The sequence below is a fragment of the Hyphomicrobium sp. genome (genome assembly GCF_041674905.1).
Lineage (GTDB): Bacteria > Pseudomonadota > Alphaproteobacteria > Rhizobiales > Hyphomicrobiaceae > Hyphomicrobium_B.
Genome location: NZ_JBAYUV010000008.1, coordinates 82,172 through 95,431, shown reverse-complemented (window position 1 = coordinate 95,431; position 13,260 = coordinate 82,172). Strand labels below are relative to the sequence as shown.

The 13,260-nt window shown below is 61.8% G+C and carries 12 protein-coding genes; 4 read left to right on the top strand and 8 right to left on the bottom strand.

The window, feature by feature from the left end; all coding sequences use genetic code 11:
• Positions 1 to 65 precede the first annotated feature (65 nt).
• The 5 genes from WC026_RS05570 to WC026_RS05550 form a co-directional block, all read right to left on the bottom strand.
• Positions 66 to 719, bottom strand: coding sequence for a helix-turn-helix domain-containing protein (locus tag WC026_RS05570; RefSeq protein WP_013217074.1), 654 nt, complete (start codon positions 717 to 719; stop codon positions 66 to 68).
• A 128-nt stretch (positions 720 to 847) separates the two neighbouring features.
• Positions 848 to 1,402: a sarcosine oxidase subunit gamma gene (locus WC026_RS05565; RefSeq protein WP_372709837.1), complete on the bottom strand. Its 555-nt coding sequence runs from the start codon at positions 1,400 to 1,402 to the stop codon at positions 848 to 850.
• Positions 1,395 to 4,379 (bottom strand): sarcosine oxidase subunit alpha family protein, encoded by a 2,985-nt coding sequence (locus WC026_RS05560; protein WP_372709836.1) that lies wholly within the window; start codon positions 4,377 to 4,379, stop codon positions 1,395 to 1,397. Before WC026_RS05560 ends, WC026_RS05565 begins: the two co-directional genes overlap by 8 nt.
• Positions 4,376 to 4,672 carry a sarcosine oxidase subunit delta gene (locus tag WC026_RS05555; RefSeq protein ID WP_372709835.1) on the bottom strand — a complete coding sequence of 99 codons (297 nt, stop codon included), beginning with the start codon at positions 4,670 to 4,672 and terminating at the stop codon, positions 4,376 to 4,378. The genes WC026_RS05560 and WC026_RS05555 overlap by 4 nt, the downstream gene beginning before the upstream one ends.
• Before the next feature lie 13 nt (positions 4,673 to 4,685).
• Entirely contained in the window at positions 4,686 to 5,945 is a 1,260-nt protein-coding gene (locus tag WC026_RS05550; protein WP_372709834.1) for a sarcosine oxidase subunit beta family protein, read from the bottom strand.
• A gap of 118 nt (positions 5,946 to 6,063) precedes the next feature.
• Here WC026_RS05550 and WC026_RS05545 point away from each other — a divergent pair, with 118 nt between their 5' ends.
• The 3 genes from WC026_RS05545 (at position 6,064) to WC026_RS05535 (ending at position 9,239) form a co-directional block, all read left to right on the top strand.
• Positions 6,064 to 7,029, top strand: coding sequence for a LysR family transcriptional regulator (locus tag WC026_RS05545; protein WP_372709833.1), 966 nt, complete (start codon positions 6,064 to 6,066; stop codon positions 7,027 to 7,029).
• 205 nt (positions 7,030 to 7,234) lie between these two features.
• Positions 7,235 to 8,467, top strand: a complete 1,233-nt coding sequence (locus tag WC026_RS05540; RefSeq protein WP_372709832.1) for a CBS domain-containing protein — start codon at positions 7,235 to 7,237, stop codon at positions 8,465 to 8,467.
• A gap of 58 nt (positions 8,468 to 8,525) precedes the next feature.
• The gene (locus WC026_RS05535; RefSeq protein WP_372709831.1) at positions 8,526 to 9,239 is read left to right on the top strand and encodes a lysozyme; all 714 of its coding nucleotides are present in this window, start codon (positions 8,526 to 8,528) and stop codon (positions 9,237 to 9,239) included.
• Positions 9,240 to 9,362: 123 nt separating this feature from the next.
• Here WC026_RS05535 and WC026_RS05530 read toward each other — a convergent pair whose 3' ends face one another.
• From WC026_RS05530 to flgF, 3 genes are read right to left on the bottom strand one after another with little or no spacing between them, the layout of a single operon-like run.
• Positions 9,363 to 9,956, bottom strand: coding sequence for a hypothetical protein (locus WC026_RS05530; RefSeq protein WP_372709830.1), 594 nt, complete (start codon positions 9,954 to 9,956; stop codon positions 9,363 to 9,365).
• 51 nt (positions 9,957 to 10,007) lie between these two features.
• Positions 10,008 to 11,378 (bottom strand): FliI/YscN family ATPase, encoded by a 1,371-nt coding sequence (locus WC026_RS05525; RefSeq protein ID WP_372709829.1) that lies wholly within the window; start codon positions 11,376 to 11,378, stop codon positions 10,008 to 10,010.
• Positions 11,379 to 11,397: 19 nt separating this feature from the next.
• Positions 11,398 to 12,132, bottom strand: coding sequence for a flagellar basal-body rod protein FlgF (gene flgF, locus WC026_RS05520; protein WP_372709828.1), 735 nt, complete (start codon positions 12,130 to 12,132; stop codon positions 11,398 to 11,400).
• A 198-nt stretch (positions 12,133 to 12,330) separates the two neighbouring features.
• Between flgF and motA the strand changes: the two genes are divergently transcribed.
• Positions 12,331 to 13,215 carry a flagellar motor stator protein MotA gene (gene motA / locus WC026_RS05515; protein WP_372709854.1) on the top strand — a complete coding sequence of 295 codons (885 nt, stop codon included), beginning with the start codon at positions 12,331 to 12,333 and terminating at the stop codon, positions 13,213 to 13,215.
• Positions 13,216 to 13,260: the final 45 nt, after the last annotated feature.

The following is a 13,260-nucleotide window of genomic DNA, read 5'->3' as shown; positions in this document are numbered from 1 at the left end:
TGCCGACGCGCCAATCAAACAAAAAGAGCCACGGTTTGTTGGGAAAAATTCTGCGGAATGCCAGCCTACTGACGCGGATAGATGATGACCGAAAGATAGGTCATCGGCGCCTCGATCAGACGCGCCGGACCATGCGGCGCTGCACTATCGAACAGAATGGCGTCGCCCGCGCTGAGTCGATAGCTGCGATCGGCATGAGCATATTCAACTTCGCCCGTCAGCATGAAGATGAACTCGACGCCTTCATGCTGAAAGCCGGTATAGGCAACCGCGTCGTCGGACAACGTAATGAGATAGGGCTCGACCACGACATCGCCGTCGAGAGAGTGCCCAAGCAACTGATATTGATGGCCGACTTTCGTCCCTCGGCGACGGATCACGACGCCTTCGCCCGACCGGACATAGGAACAGTCGCGGCGCTGCTCGAAAGACGAGAAAAGTACGGTGAGGGGCACGTTCAAGGCCGCCGCGAGCATCTGCAACGTGCTGAGCGACGGGGAAATCTGCCCGTTTTCGATCTTGGACAGCATGCCGGGCGAGATTTGCGCCGCAACAGCGAGTTCCGCGACGGTTAATCCCGCCTGCTTGCGATGATGCCGGACCTGGTGCCCGATGGCTTGCTCGAGAGTGTGTTCCGCGGCGCCGGGAGCGTTCGAGCCCGTCGCAAGGGGCTCGGGCTCGGCGATTGCCACCTGAGTTTTTCGAGTCTTATCCGACATGAATGCCCTTCCACACCGCGCTAGACCAGCGGTCCTGGCCTCACGGCGGGCGCAAGTTGGCACGTCTCGGACAAGAATTCTACCCAGCCGTTGTCGCGGCTGGTTTGCACAGGTTGGAATAGGTCCAATCAGGCCGGTATTAACTTCCCGCAGGTATCATACAGCCATTGCGAAAATGCGACGGCGTAAGTCCTGGCACAGGCAAATTCGTAGCCTTTGCCGTCCGGAAGCCGCCAAACGATGACGCCGAGATGCGACGCATGCGTGATGGCGACGTCTCCAGGCTTGAAGACCTGATCGTGAAAATCGATCGCCATGCCGGGGATAAGCACCTCGGTCGCTTTTTGACCTTCAACCCGGAAGAGAACCCGGCTGTCGCCGACATCGACGACGGAGGCAACGCCTTTGAGGGCTTCCGCCAACTCCGCGCTCGGATCTTTGCCGCCGGATTTGGGTTCGACAACCAGCCATTGCTCCGGCCCGGCCCAGACGACGAGCTTGCCCGCTCCTTCGACAGCGCGTGCCGTCGGCGGAAGCGCCGTGCCGAACAAAGCATTCGCCCGCTTTTCGAGTTCAGACTGCATGCCGCGCCTGAGAGCGACATGCGTCATGGCGACGTCTTCGCGCTTCGAAATTTTCAGGCCGTTGCGCTTTAAAGCCGCTTCGTTGTGAGGATCAGACACGGAGTCTCGCTCCTTCGCTATCGACGAATATGGGTGACACGACTTCGACCAGGGTATCGCCACCCCGAACCGGATCATACGCGCGGACGATTTCGCCCATGCGCGACTCGGCATTCTTCAGGAACCCGAGTCCGATCCAATGTCCGTTCGAAGGCGAGTAGGCAACCGAAGTCAAATAGCCTTGATCGTTGGCGGCCGTCGGCTCCGCATCGCGGTTGACGAAGTGGGCGCCCGATCTCAACCGCGCGGCGCGATCGACGGGCCGGAAGCCGGCGAGACGTGGACGGTTCGCATCGGTGAGGCCGGAGCGCTCCGACAGAACGCGGCCGATATAGTCTTTCTTCTTCGACGCCATTTTTCCGAGGCCGACATCGGCCGCCGTCGTCATGCCGTTGATTTCCGGTCCGCCGACGTGGCCCTTCTCGATACGCATGACGCCGAGAGCTTCCGTACCATAGGGCGTGACCCCAAGGTCGGCGCCCTTTTCCATCAGCGAACGAGCGAGCAAATCGCCGTGCCGCGCCGGAACGGCGATCTCATAAGCAAGCTCGCCCGAGAACGACAGCCGGTAAATTCGCGCCTTCAGTCCGCCGAGCGCCGTGATTTCGGCGACGCCCATGTACGGAAGACCTTCGTTCGAAACGTCGAAGGGCTTGTCGACGATACGCGAGATGAGTTCACGCGCGCGGGGACCGGCAACCGAGTATTGCGCCCACTGATCCGTCGACGGCACGATCTGCACGTCGAGATCGGGCCAATGCCACTGCTTGCACAGCTCGAGATGCTGCACGACTTTGATGGCGTTGACCGTCGTCGTCGTGACGAAATAGCGATCCTCCGCGAAGCGCGCCGCGGTGCCGTCGTCCATCATGATGCCGTCTTCCCGCAGCATCGCGCCGTAACGCGCTTTGCCGACCGCAAGTGTGCTCATCATGTTGATGTAGACGCGGTCCAGGAACTTCCCGGCGTCAGCCCCGTGAACTTCGACCTTGCCGAGCGTCGACACATCGCAGAAGCCGACGCCATTACGCACGCCGTTGACTTCGCGGATGACCGACGTCAGCGAGTCGGATTCGAACGGCTTAGAGAAATAAAGAGAGCGGAGCCACAATCCCGCTTCGATGAAAACCGCGCCTTGGGCCTTCGCCCAATTGTGCGAGGGCGTGAGACGGAACGGCTTGAAGTGCTTGCCGCGATGCTCGCCCGCAAGCGCGCCGAGTGAAACCGGCGTGTACGGCGGACGCGCGGTCGTGATCCCCGTCTCCGGAATGGACTTGCCCGTCAGCCGCGCCATGATCGCCATGCCGTTGACGCCCGAAGTCCGTCCTTGATCGGTCGCCATGCCGAGCGTCGTGTAGCGCTTAAGATGCTCGACGGAGCGATAGCCTTCGCGCTCCGCAAGAGCAACATCGGCCGCCGTGACGTCGTTCTGGAAATCGACGAAGGCTTTGTGCTTCGCACCCTCGACATGCCAGAACGCCGTGACGCCGCTCGGTTCGTCGTCGGAGGACGGGACGGCGATCGGCTTCGCATCGAAGCCCGCGTTCGAAGCTGCCGCGCTGCCGGTGCGCGCGCCTTCGGACAAACAGGACGAGAGCGAGAATGAACCGTTCGCGGCACCGGCCGCAGCCAGAGTCTTCGGCATCGTTCCGGGCACGAACGCGGCGATATCGTCACGCCATTGCGAACGGCCACCAAGATGCGTCGTGATCTGCACGTTCGGGCTGAAGCCGCCGGAGACGACGAGCAGATCGCAGGAAACCGAGTGAACGCCGCCCGATGAGTCGATGATGCGGGCGCCCTTGACGCGAGACCGCCCAATCGCATCGGTAACGACGCCGCCGGTAAAGACGCGAATGCCGAGCGCGTCGGCGCGCGCCTTGATTACTTGCGGAAGCGCCGGGCGCGGATCGACGAGAGCCGCAACCGTGATGCCTGCCGCCGTGAGATCGTTGATGGTCGAAGCGCCGTCGTCGTTACTGGAGAAGACGACCGCGATGCGGCCCGGGGCAACGCCGTGACGGTTGATATAGGTCCGCGCTGCGCTCGCAAGCATGACGCCAGGGCGATCGTTGTTTCCAAAAACGATCGGCCGTTCCGTCGCGCCTTGCGCGGCGACAACCTGCTTCGCGACGATGCGCCAGAGTCTCTGCCGCGGCTGACCCTCTGCTGGCTTCGGCAGATGATCGGCAACGTGTTCCACCGCGCCGAACGTGCCGCCGTCATAGGCGCCGAACACGGTCGTTCTCGGAAGCAGGCGGACATTCGGCAATGCCGCAAGCTCTGCGACGACACCCTTCGCCCATTCGGCCGAACTCTTGCCGTCGACCGAGCGGTTCTCGGCGAGAAGACGTCCGCCGAGCGTGAAGCTTTCATCGGCGAGAATGACGCGCGCACCGGAGCGGGCAGCAGCGAGCGCCGCCATCAGTCCGGCAGGTCCAGCGCCGACGACCAGCACATCGCAGAATGCGTTCGCCTTGTCGTAGATGTCGGGATCGTCCTCCATCGCGGCGCGGCCGAGACCGGCGGCACGACGGATCATCGGCTCGTACAGCTTTTCCCAGAACGACGCCGGCCACATGAATGTCTTGTAGTAAAAGCCGGCCGAGAAAACCGGCGACAGCAGGCCGTTGACGGCCATCACGTCGAGTCTCAGCGATGGGAAACGGTTTTGGCTGGTCGCCTCGAGCCCATCATAAAGTTCGACCGTGGTCGCTTTTGTATTGGGCTCGCGGCGCGCGCCGGAGCGCAGCTCGACAAGCGCGTTCGGGTCTTCCGATCCGGCCGAGAGGATGCCGCGCGGGCGATGGTATTTGAAGGAACGGCCGACCAGATGCACGCCGTTCGCCAGAAGCGCCGAGGTTAGCGTGTCTCCGCCGAAACCATCGTACTCCATGCCGTCAAAAGAAAATCTCAGAAGCTTCGAACGGTCGACGAGACCACCCTTCGAAAGCCGGAACGACTGATTACCGCTCATGCTGCACCTGCCGTCGTTTTGCTGCGTTGCGACGCGACGTCTTCGGCCAGCTTCACGTCGGAAATTTCATGGGAGCGCGTATCGCGCGTGACGACGAGCCAAGCGTGGCATCCCGCTTGGTGATACCAAAGCTCTTGCGTCGGACCGGCAATGTTTCGGCGCTCGTAGGCATAGGCGTAGAATTCGTTGGCCGCGTCCGGCGAAGCCGGATCGGGCCGCGTGAGGCTCGCGTCGCCAAGATACGAAAACTCGTCGAGGGCACGTTCGCCGCAATGCGGGCATCTGATGCGCATGGTTTTTTAGCCTTCAGTGCAGATTGGGTTGGTTGCCCATGCCTTTTTCGTCGATCATGTGGCCGGTGCGGAAACGATCGAGGCGATAGCTGCGCGCAACCTCGTGCGGCTCGTTTTTCGCGATCAAATGCGCGAAGCAGAGACCCGAGGCGGGCGTTGCCTTGAAACCGCCGTAGCACCAGCCGGCATTGATATAGAGACCGTTGATCGGCGTCTGATCGATGATCGGCGAACCGTCCATGCTCATGTCCATGATGCCGCCCCACGAACGGAGCAGCCGGACCCGGCCGATGCGCGGCATCAGCGCCATGCCGCCTTCGATGACATCCTCGACGACAGGCAGATTACCCCGCTGTGCATAGGAATTATAACCGTCGAGATCGCCACCGAACACGAGGCCGCCCTTGTCGGACTGGCTGATATAGAAGTGGCCCGCGCCGAAGGTGACGACGCCGTCGATGAACGGCTTGATGCCTTCCGATACGAACGCCTGCAGTACGTGGCTCTCGATCGGGAGATTGAGACCGGCCAGTGCCGCGACACGCGAGGAATTGCCCGCGCATGCGAGGCCGACTTTTTTCGCCGCGATGAAGCCCTTCGACGTCTCGACGCCAGTGATGCGTCCGGCGTCCATCCGGAAGCCGGTGACTTCCGTATTTTCGATAATGTCGACGCCGAGCTGGTCGGCGGCACGAGCGTAGCCCCAGGCGACCGCGTCATGGCGCACCGTGCCACCGCGCTTCTGCAGCAATCCGCCTTTGATCGGGAAGCGGGCGTCATTGAAGTTCAGCCACGGATACATGCGGCGGACGGCTTCGTCATCGAGAAGCTCGGCATCGATGCCATGCATCCGCATGGAGTTTCCGCGACGGGCGTAGGAGTCGCGCTGGCCATCCGAGTGATAGAGATTGAGGATGCCGCGCTGCGAAACCATCGCATTATAGTTGATGTCTTGCTCGAGGCCTTCCCACAGCTTCATGCTCGTCTCGTAGAACGGCACGTTGCCGGGAAGCAGGTAGTTCGAGCGGACAATTGTCGTGTTGCGCCCGATGTTGCCCGAGCCGACCCAGCCCTTTTCGACGACGGCAATATTTTTAATGCCGTAGCGTTTGGCGAGGTAATAGGCGGTCGCGAGGCCGTGTCCGCCGGCGCCGACGAGAACGACGTCGTAGGCGGGCTTCGCAGTGGCTTTGCGCCAAGCTGGGCGCCATCCGGTTTGACCCCGGAAAGCTTCGAGCAGAACTGGAAATATTGAATAGCGATCAGACGCCATGGCTGTTCTTCAAGTCCCTGTCGCGGGTGGCATGGGAACGTCGTAATACCAACACGATGCCTTGTACATCAGCAGGGAATTGACCTTAATATAAGTCATTCTTATTATGTGGGGGACCATGACAGTTCGCCAAAACCGTCTTCCGTTTGACCTGCACGCGCTCGAAGCTTTTCTGGCCGTGTGCGAAGCGCGTTCGATGGCGGCGGCAGCAAAAAAACTTTCGTTGACGCAGCCCGCGATCTCGCAGGCCATTGCCGATCTCGAAACCAGAATGCGGGTCAAACTTTTCGACCGCAGCGTTCGTCCGATCGCATTGACGCCTGCGGGCGAGATCATGCGTCAGCGTGCGTCCGCGCTGCTCTCGGAAGCACGTCAGATCACGACGGCGATCCGGCATACGGCACGCGGACGGCTCGCGCTCATTCGCGCCGGATTGGTCGATAGTCTGTCGCGCGCCTTGACCGGCCCCGTCGCTTCATTCCTTACCGAACACGCCGAGCAGGTATCGATCCAGTCAGGCTTGACGGCCTCGCACGCAGGTTCCCTGTTGACGCGCAATCTCGATCTGTTCATCGGCGTCGACGACATGAGCGACATCGAGGGTCTGGACCGCTTCGAGCTGTTGAACGAGCCCTACATTTTAGTCTTTCCAGAAAAGACGAAAATACCGAGATCGATCGCCGACCTTGCCGAGGCGGCGGATCGGCTGCCGTTCTTGCGCTACAGCGCGCGATCCAGAACCGGCATCGACATCGAGCGCCATCTCCGCCGGTTGAACATCGATTTTCCGAACGGGCTTGAATTCGACACGCCATTCGGCGTGACGGATATGGTCGCGCGCGGCAAAGGCTTTGCGATTTCAACACCGGTCTGCGTCGCGGAAACGGCGTTCGACGGCAATCGCATACGCACCGCTCCGCTACCGGGGCCAAGCCTGAGGCGGACCTTGACTTTGGTCAGCCGGAGACAAGAACTCGGCACGTTGCCGCGCGAACTGACGCGCGCCTGCAAGGAGGCGCTGGAGCGCTCGGTCCTGACGGGTCTTCGCGAGACGATGCCCTGGTTGCGCGACGAGTTGCGCTGACCGGAAGCGGCTGAACGGCCGAAATAAATCTCGTTTCTTTCCACCACGCTGCATCGCCGTCTTGAAACCGGCGCGGCGATTGGCCCGCCGCCCATACGTCGCTGCACAAGATTTGTGCCTTGTTTACAGACTTTACGTCGCGTTGGCGGGATCTCGTGCGGGGTGTACTTAGGTCCATAAGGCCCTGGGTGGCGAACGGCAGCAGATGACACTTCAGGTCATTATCATTCGGGCAGACGGCGCCCTCGCGGAAACCGAGGACGTGCGCTGGCGGGCGTTCGCGAAAGCCTTCTCGGAATCCGATTATCGATGGTCGTGCGACCGCGAAGGTTTCGCGCTGACGACGAAGCTTGGCGGCGGCGAAGCGCGCATGGCGCATTACGTTCGCTCTCTTCTGCGTGGCCGCCCCGAGACTGAAGACTTCACTCTGCTCATTCAGGCAATGCACCGGCGTGCATCCAAGATTTTCAGCGAAATGCTGGCCGATAGCCGCATCGAACCTCGGTCCGGTATTCGTGAATTGGTTGTCACGGCGCGCGCCGAAGGCTTGCGCCCCGTCCTCGTCTCAACGCTGTCCCGCCGCGACACGGATAAACTTCTTGAAACGGTTCTAGGTCAGCGAGGCCAAGAAGTTTTCCACCTCGTCGTCGCCGATGATGCCCTCTACAGCGGCGATTGCGAGCGTCTCTATCGCGATACGCTGGCGCTGGTCGACACCGGCCCTGAGCATTGCATGGTCATTGAGGCAGGCCGAATCGGACGCGAGGCTGCGCGCGCGGCGGGCTTCCCGGTCATCACGACACGCAGCGCCTTTTGCAAGGAAACACCGGCGTTCGGCGCCGGAAGCGTGGTCGTCGAAAGTCTCCCGGACCTTATCGCCGGTCCCGACCGTCACCGCCTCGATCTTTTGAATTCTGAAAATAAAGCTGCCCTGTTATCGGCACTGCAACGCCTGCACGCCGGTAATTGCGAAGGGTTGGCCGATCTTGATTGGACCGATCAGATGCGCGTTTCCGATATTCTGAAAACCAAGGGCTCGGCTGTGAAGACGATCGAGCCGAAGGCAACTTTGCGGGCCTTGGCGCATAGTTTCAGAAAAGAAGCCGTCGGCGCCATGCTCGTCCTTGATGCCGAGGGCCGTCTGCAGGGCATCGTTTCGGAACGCGATCTCGCGCGCGCCATCGACGAGTTCGGCACCGGCTTGCCGGAAATGCGTGTATCCGATCTCATGACGCGATCGGTCGTGACCTGCGCGCCGGAAGATAGCGTTGCGATCGTCGCCAACGTCATGACGCAGCGCCGCATCCGTCACTTGCCCGTCGTCGTGAACGGCATCGTCGTCGGCCTCATCAGCATCGGCGACGTTCTCAAACATCGTCTGGACGAAGTGCAACTCGAGGCTGACGTTCTGAGAGACGTGGCCCGCGCGCGCCGCTGATCAGACCCGCCCAAACCCAGACCAGTTTGCTGCAAGCTCCGCATGGCAAGCATGGCTCATGCTGGACCCGAGCTATCTCGACGCCATTAAAAAATTCGAAGGTTTTTCTGCCGAAGCCCGCTGGGACTACGCGCAGAACTCGAACGGCTACGGCACGCGCGCTCGCTATGCGGGCGAAGTCATCGACAAGGCGGAAGCCGATCGCCGTTTCGCCGGAGAGATCAAGAAAGCCGCCGATTTCGTCGACCGTTTCGCGCCAGGGCTGGATGATGGCAGCCGCGCGGCGCTGACATCGTTGACCTACAACGCGGGAACGGCTTGGACCCAGGGCGGCCTCGGCGACGCGGTTTCGAGTGGTGATATGGACAAGGCGCGCTCGCTATTCCTGCAATACCACAAGGCCGGAGGCGCTGCGGTCGACGGTCTGGTTCAGCGTCGGCTGCAGGAAGTTGTTTGGTTCGGATCGGGAACGCCGGAAGCGCAAACCGCGCAATCGGCGTCGGTCGTCGCTATGGCGCAGCAACCAAGCACGGCTCCCGCGACGGACATAGAGAGCCCGGCCTCGCCGTACGCGGTTGCGTCGCACTCGACAAGCGTCGTCCGTCTCGCCGATAGCGTTACGGACCCGCGATCGTCATCCACGCGCGCCTTTACCGATCTTGGCGGCGATCCGGCCTTGCTGGCGCTGCTCGCCCACATCGGCAAAAGCCAGCCGACGCGCGAGTCCGACGATAAGAACGCTGAACCTAAAACGCAGCCGCAGGCCGTCTGATCGGTCGCGGACGCGCGGCGCGTTAGAGTGCTTCCGGAAAAGTGGGAACCGGTTTTCCGATAAGAAGCACGACAAAACAAAGATCTAGAGCCGATCCGCGATTCAACGAAAAGCGGAAAAGCTCTAGCGCGCCACCCACTGCACGATGATCGCAAGAAGCAACAGCAGCACGGCAGCGAACCCTGCAAGCCCTAAAGGCGCAAAGCGGCTGAAGACCGCTGAGCTAGGCCCGGCGCCGCTGCGGGAAGCGCCGGTATTATCGTGAGCCGCGCGAGATCGTCCTGCCGCGAATGCCGCGAACCGCTGCACGAACGTCTGCAGATCCGCGGAAACCACGGCGGGCGTCGCCTGCATTCGCATTTGATCGGCGCCGATCATCGGCTGCGGCAAGCCGGGATCGTCGCCCCCGACAAATCCGTCCGTGGCATACCGAGCCGTCGCCAGCTTTGATGCGGTGACGGCGCTGTCTGCTGATTTTTGCGCACTTGCCTGCCCTGCGGCGGCAGTTTCCATGGCATGCAGTTGCTCGTCGAGCAGCGTCAGCAGGACGGTCGTGACGGCTTTGTTGTCGGTGGCGATCGGCGGGGCTTGCTGATGCGAGACCGACTGCGATGTCTCCGCCGGCGGACCGTCACGGTGGCGTAAAAGCTCGCGCTCGCCGTTCATGAGGGCGCTATTGGCGAGCAGTCGGCCGACGGCCTCGGGATTGGTCGCCATGAGTTTTCCACCTCAAGGTCCACCCCCGCACATCGCGAAAAATGTATCGCCTTAACGCGGCGGGGGAGCGTTCGCGCGCGGGTTCGACAGGGTTTGAGCAAGAAACGCAAAAACATCCTCGACGGGAGGATCGTTGAGATCCTGTTTCAAGGCATCGTAGACGCGCGGCACGGTTTCGAGCGCCCGATCGAGCGTCAGATCAGTGCCGGGCCGGTAACCGCCGATAGACCTGAGATCGCGCGTATCCTCGAAACGAGAAATGCTCTCGATCAGTTGTGTCGTAAACTGCGACTGCTGTTTCGTTCGAATCTTCGGTGCGAGGCGCGACAGCGACGCCAGCGGATCGACGGCCGGCAACCGCCCCTGGCTCGCGATGCTCCGTTCCAGCACGATGTGTCCGTCGAGAATTCCGCGCGCGGCATCGGCAATCGGATCGTTGTGGTCGTCGCCGTCGACGAGCACCGAAAGCACGGCCGTAATCGTGCCCGCGCCCTCTTCGCCGGTTCCGGCGCGCTCCAGAAGCCGCGGCAGTGCGCTGAAGACGCTCGGCGGATAACCCCGCGCGACGGGCGGCTCGTCGGACGCAAGAGCCAGCTCGCGCATGGCGTGCGCATAGCGCGTCAGCGAATCGATGATCAGCAGAACGTTTTTGCCTTGGTCGCGATAATATTCCGCGATGCACATCGCGGCGGCGGGCGCCAGGCGGCGCATCATCGGGCTTTCGTCCGACGTCGCAACGACGGAGACGACGCGATCGCGCGAGGCGCTGAGCGTATCGTCGAGAAAGTCGCGAACCTCGCGGCTGCGTTCACCCACAAGCGCGAGAACCGTCACGTCGCTGGAGGGCGCACGGCTGAGCATGGCGAGCAACGTCGATTTGCCGACGCCCGATCCGGCAAAAATGCCGATGCGCTGACCAGCGCAAATCGGCGTGAAGAGGTCGATTGCCTTGACGCCGGTCTTCATTGCTTCACCGAGGCGGCTTCGACGCATCGCGGCCGGCGGGCTGCCTTGGATCGGAACGGCGCGTTCGCCGGGAATGAGCGGTCCGCGATCATCGATGGGGTGGCCAAGGGCATTCAGCGTGCGCCCGAGCCAGGACTCATGCGGCGATAACGTCAGCTGGCCCGACAGCGCAGTGACGGACGCGCCAAGCTCGATCCGGTGATCGGCGATGAATGGGGTGACGTTGATGACCTGAGCATCGATGCTCGCAACCTCGGCCAGCACCGATCCGCCGATGCCGGAAATCGACACCGCATCGCCAATGGAGACGAATTTCGATAGCCCCGTCACGACGATGTACGTCGGACTGATGCGCGCCACCCTGCCCGAAATCCGATGCGCAGGCCGCCGGGCCGCAGCAGCGGCGAGCAGGGTATCAAGCCGGTCGAACGCCGTCGCGGCGGTTGCTGCTGTCACGGGTTGGCCCTGCGATCGATCATGAGCCTGCGATCGTCTTCAACGAGTCCTGCAGCGACGATTCGGTTTCTCGCAGAACGTTGCTGACAGCATCGAAGCTTCGTTGCAGCGTTGTCAGATGGGTCATTTCGAGAATGGGATTGACGTTCGATTTCTCGACATACCCCTGGACGACGCCCGTGCGTAAAAAGTCGATCTCCGGAACAGCGGGCTGGTCGGTAATAACGGAAGCGCCATGCCCGCGCGTGAGATTTGCTCCCTGCGGCATGCGGTAAAGACCAAACGCGCCGAGATTATTGCCGTCTTGCAAGATCGTGCCGGCCTTGTTGACCGTGATGGGACCGCCGTCCGGATTGAGCTGGACCGGCGTCCCGCCGGCATCGAGGAAGGGGTCGCCCGCGAGGTTGGTCAAAACGCCATCGGCACGCATTTGCATGCGGCCGTCGCGCGTATATGCAGGGCCGGTCGGCGTTTGTATCGCAAGCCACGCGTCGCCCCTGACGGCGATGTCCAGGGGATTATCGGTCTGGGTTATCTCGCCGCCCTCGGTCGAAAGATGGGTTCGGCCCTGGGAAACAAAGCTGACGCCCGTCTGGCTGGACTTCTGGCCGGATTTGGTGAGAAGCTCTTCGAACGACATTTCTTCCGCCCGGAAGCCCGCCGTCGAAGCGTTCGCGACATTGTTGGCGACGGTATCGAGCCGGCGCTGAAGCGCGAGTTGCGCGGAAAGCCCGACATAAATGTTCGATTGCATGGCTCGTTTGTCTCGCGGGCGCTATCCGGACTCAACTGGGAAACGCTGTTTCAGTCCTGGGTGCGAGAATTTAAGGACACGAGCTTGTGGGGGACTGACGACCGGTTCCCGCAACGCCAACCGGCGGAGCGGGTAAGTCCCGCGCAAGGCGAAGCCCCACTTATGGGATATCCGAACGAATCTCTTGAGGGTGCCCGCGTGACAATCCTGATCGGCCTATTCATCACCCTGGCGTGCATGTTGGGTGGCTTCACGGCCATGGGCGGGCACGTCATGGTCATCTGGCAGCCCTGGGAATACGTCATCATCTGCGGCGCCGCGCTCGGCACGTTCGTCGTCGCCAATCCTATGAAAACAATCAAAGATTGCGGAAAAGCAACCACTCAGGCGTTCCGCAACGACGTGCCGACGATGGATGAGCACATCGAGCTGCTGTCGCTTCTCTTTTTCATGATGCGCGAGCTGCGCGACAAGTCGCGGGCCGAGATGGAAATGATCATCGACGCGCCGCAGGATTCAGAGGTCTTCAAGCGCTCGCCGAGCGTGACCGCCGACGACGAGCTGACGACATTCATTTGCGATTATTTCCGCCTGATCATCATGGGCAACGCCCGCACCCACGAAATCGAATCGTTGATGGACGAAGAGATCGAGACGGCGCGCTACGACAAGCTCAAGGCCTACCACGCGCTCGTCGCGGTCGGTGACGGCCTCCCGGCTCTCGGCATCATCGCCGCCGTGCTCGGCGTTGTGAAGGCCATGGGGGCGATCGACCAGTCGCCGGAGATTTTGGGCCACCTGATCGCATCGGCCCTCGTCGGCACGTTCGCAGGTATCTTCTTCTCTTATGCCGTCGTCGGCCCCCTCGCCACGAAGGTCAAGATCGTGCGCGAAAAGAGATTGCGGTCTTACGTCATCGTCAAGCAATCGCTGCTGGCGTTCATGAACGGCGCCATGCCGCAAGTCGCGATCGAGCACGGCCGCAAGGCCATCTCAGCTTACGAGCGGCCGACCATCAACGAGGTCGAGGCGGCGACGATCAGCGGCGGTGCGCGAGCAGGCGAAAGCAAAAAGGCGGCCTGATGATGTCTTGCGGCGCCCCTCGGAGTTCGAAGACATCGCTGCCGG

What these genes read in the sequence shown, in the direction of transcription:
- WC026_RS05570 (WP_013217074.1), bottom strand. Translation starts at nt 719, where the DNA reads ATGTCGGATAAGACTCGAAAAACTCAGGTGGCAATCGCCGAGCCCGAG.
- WC026_RS05560 (WP_372709836.1), bottom strand. Translation starts at nt 4,379, where the DNA reads ATGAGCGGTAATCAGTCGTTCCGGCTTTCGAAGGGTGGTCTCGTCGAC.
- WC026_RS05555 (WP_372709835.1), bottom strand. Translation starts at nt 4,672, where the DNA reads ATGCGCATCAGATGCCCGCATTGCGGCGAACGTGCCCTCGACGAGTTT.
- WC026_RS05550 (WP_372709834.1), bottom strand. Translation starts at nt 5,945, where the DNA reads ATGGCGTCTGATCGCTATTCAATATTTCCAGTTCTGCTCGAAGCTTTC.
- WC026_RS05545 (WP_372709833.1), top strand. Translation starts at nt 6,064, where the DNA reads ATGACAGTTCGCCAAAACCGTCTTCCGTTTGACCTGCACGCGCTCGAA.
- WC026_RS05540 (WP_372709832.1), top strand. Translation starts at nt 7,235, where the DNA reads ATGACACTTCAGGTCATTATCATTCGGGCAGACGGCGCCCTCGCGGAA.
- WC026_RS05535 (WP_372709831.1), top strand. Translation starts at nt 8,526, where the DNA reads ATGCTGGACCCGAGCTATCTCGACGCCATTAAAAAATTCGAAGGTTTT.
- WC026_RS05530 (WP_372709830.1), bottom strand. Translation starts at nt 9,956, where the DNA reads ATGGCGACCAATCCCGAGGCCGTCGGCCGACTGCTCGCCAATAGCGCC.
- flgF (WP_372709828.1), bottom strand. Translation starts at nt 12,132, where the DNA reads ATGCAATCGAACATTTATGTCGGGCTTTCCGCGCAACTCGCGCTTCAG.